This window comes from Komagataeibacter melaceti (assembly GCF_003403295.1).
In the GTDB taxonomy this organism is placed as follows: domain Bacteria; phylum Pseudomonadota; class Alphaproteobacteria; order Acetobacterales; family Acetobacteraceae; genus Komagataeibacter; species Komagataeibacter melaceti.
In genome coordinates, this window is record NZ_QUWV01000168.1 from 1 (window position 1) to 2,559 (window position 2,559).

Below are 2,559 nucleotides of genomic sequence, written 5' to 3' on the forward strand. Positions count from 1 at the left end.
TATCGGGGATATTGCACCGTTCGTGCGCTTCCTCGTATCTGACGGATGGTGGATGACGGGTCAGACCATTCTGGTCAATGGAGGCTACACAACAAAATAAGTCCTTGATAATAAGGGTTACTGATAGATATCCGGACCACGTATCGTTTGTGCAGCGTGGTTAAAAGGAGGCTATGGACAATTGCGGACCGGTTGCTCTTCCGCTTTACCCAATAAGTAGCCGAGCCCGTTCGTGCACGGCTTCCTGTTCGTTGTCAGAGACCCTGCCTTTATGCTTCGCTTGTCTGGCACGCCAGTCGAGACTTCGAACCTGATCAGAGAGAACGACGCTGGTCGGTTCTCCTGTCAGGGGCACTTCAAACGGATATCCTTTTGATCTTTGTCGTTGTCGGACAACAAACGATCATCCCAGATTTTTTATTGTAGCTGGCGGGAGACAGGACGACAGCTGGACGATGTCCCGCCTGTTCACGCTCCGCCTGAGGATCAAACTCCAGCCAGACAATCTCTCCGCAATCTGGTACCCATGCTGACATTTACCAAACCTCTCCACCCAGCTTAGGTCCAAAATTCACTTCGCCATGACGGTTATCATCCGTGATTGCCGCAGTCAGGGCATCCAGTGAAAGTGCGGCAGGCCGAAGAGGCTGAATGATGATACGGCCGTCTTCTTCCCGGACATCGACGGTCTGATTAATCTGTAGGTGGGTCGCTTCGAAGATCTTGGTCGGCAGACGGATGGCGGCGCTGTTTCCCCATTTGCGTACGGTTCCATGCATTGAATATCTCCCGCTCGTATCTACATTGTAGATACCATTTCAGTAGATTTCGCTTTAAGCGAAAATTGCTCACGTCTACTTGCGATGAAATGGGAATCCTGCCGCCCACGTCCTCCCCTTCGCGATGCAGGTATACGACATCACGCAGGAATCCCGCGATACAATCCTGACCAACGCCCGCGCCTTGCGGAATTGGGCGGAGGCGGCACGGACTGTGCGGCCCCGCTGGCATGGCTCAATGCCCGGCACGAGGCGGTGGACAAGGCAGAAAGCCCGGAATCCGGCGGCGCGCCTCGTGTGCATCGACATCCAGCCTTATGGCACCACTCAGACGGCCGAGCAGGAGGATGCACTGAATATAGGCGGCTTTTCCGATGCGGCCTTCGACCAGATGGCCGAATTCGCATCGGGCCAGATGGACGCCCCGCACTGGGTTGGGCAGATCATGGCCCAGGCCCTCTGAACAGGACCGGCGAATGCCGGGGGGGGGACTACAGTCACAAGGCCGCTCCTACGGGAACCCTTACCCCTACGTCCCTCCAATTCCTTGTCGCTGGACCCCTTCTTCCTACGCTGGTTACAGGGGGATTACGTGCCGGTCGTCCGCAATAATTACCACAATATAATAAATATATATTTTTAATTATTGAATATATTTCCAACAGTGGCAGTAATCACCATAGCCATCAAGCCCCAGAATATCACTCGCAATGCAGGACGCCAGGGCGCCGTACCTCCAGCCAGTGCGCCGACAGTTCCCAGAATTGCAAGGCAGATCAGGGAAACAACAGACACACTCCATGACACCAGCCTGAAAGGTGAGATTACGGCCGTAAGCACCGGCAGTATGGCGCCAAGTGCAAATGCACATGCGGATGCTAGGGCAGCCTGTACCGGACGCGCTGCCGTCGCCTCTGAAATACCAAGTTCGTCGCGGGCATGGGCGCCCAGCGCATCATGTTTCATCAATGCAATGGCAACCTGATGCGCCAGAAGATCGTTCAGCCCACGCTGACGATATATGCCAGCAAGTTCATCGACTTCAGAGTCCCAGCAACTACCCAGTTCCTTTTTTTCACGGCTCAGATCCGCCTTTTCTGAATCCGCCTGGGAACTGACGGACACATATTCACCCGCTGCCATGGACATGGCGCCAGCTATCAGGCTGGATATGCCAGCCAGTAATATTCCAGCCTGCGAGGTATGGGCACTTGCAACGCCAATAATAAGGCTGGAAGTGGACAGGATACCGTCATTCGCCCCAAGAACCGAGGCCCGCAGCCAGCCCAGACGGGCCGTCGCATGCCTCTCCCCCGGGCTGGACACGCCCTTATCTGTTACGTTCATCTGGTATATTCCCTATAATGAACATGCGCTGCAAAACATTGTCGCGTAGGATGAGGTAATGAAAACATGCCGCCAGTGAGTGACCTGTAGTAAGCACCACGATCAACCAGCCACTGTACAGGTGCAGTTCGTGCAACAATTCTATTGTCCGTATCGAAAATTCCCCAAACGGGGGCATGACCTGCACGGACAGGAAACTCATGGCCTGCCCGTTCCCCCATCGCCACAGATACCCAAGGCAGATTTCCACCATGCTCAGCCCATACAGGCTGTACTCAACGCTGCGGGCCATGTCTGCATCCAGCCAGCGGTCTGACGCAGGCATGCGCCGCCCCCAGCCTGTTCGCCACATAATGCGCAGGGGCAGCAGCACGCTCAGCACCATGCCCGCCGTCAGGTGCACCACTACAAGCTGGTGATGCAGCGGATTGCG

General features: G+C 55.3%; 4 protein-coding genes and 2 pseudogenes. 2 read left to right on the forward strand and 4 right to left on the reverse strand.

Features of this window, described 5'->3' with window-relative positions; all coding sequences use genetic code 11:
- Positions 1 to 100, forward strand: a pseudogene (locus DY926_RS15445) (SDR family oxidoreductase); the annotation flags it as partial.
- 105 nt (positions 101 to 205) lie between these two features.
- Here DY926_RS15445 and mazF read toward each other — a convergent pair.
- A pseudogene (gene mazF / locus DY926_RS18065) lies at positions 206 to 536 on the reverse strand (endoribonuclease MazF).
- Complete coding sequence (locus DY926_RS15455) at positions 537 to 779, reverse strand: AbrB/MazE/SpoVT family DNA-binding domain-containing protein (protein WP_116704181.1); 243 nt, start codon at positions 777 to 779, stop codon at positions 537 to 539.
- Positions 780 to 1,074: 295 nt separating this feature from the next.
- Between DY926_RS15455 and DY926_RS17415 the strand changes: the two genes are divergently transcribed.
- Positions 1,075 to 1,242 (forward strand): hypothetical protein, encoded by a 168-nt coding sequence (locus DY926_RS17415; protein ID WP_158552048.1) that lies wholly within the window; start codon positions 1,075 to 1,077, stop codon positions 1,240 to 1,242.
- A gap of 176 nt (positions 1,243 to 1,418) precedes the next feature.
- Here the strand turns inward: DY926_RS17415 and DY926_RS15465 are convergent, their stop codons facing one another.
- Entirely contained in the window at positions 1,419 to 2,126 is a 708-nt protein-coding gene (locus DY926_RS15465; RefSeq protein WP_116704183.1) for a VIT1/CCC1 transporter family protein, read from the reverse strand.
- The coding region (locus DY926_RS15470) for a cytochrome b (RefSeq protein WP_116704184.1) at positions 2,110 to 2,559 on the reverse strand (450 nt) is incomplete at its 5' end. The genes DY926_RS15465 and DY926_RS15470, both read right to left, overlap by 17 nt.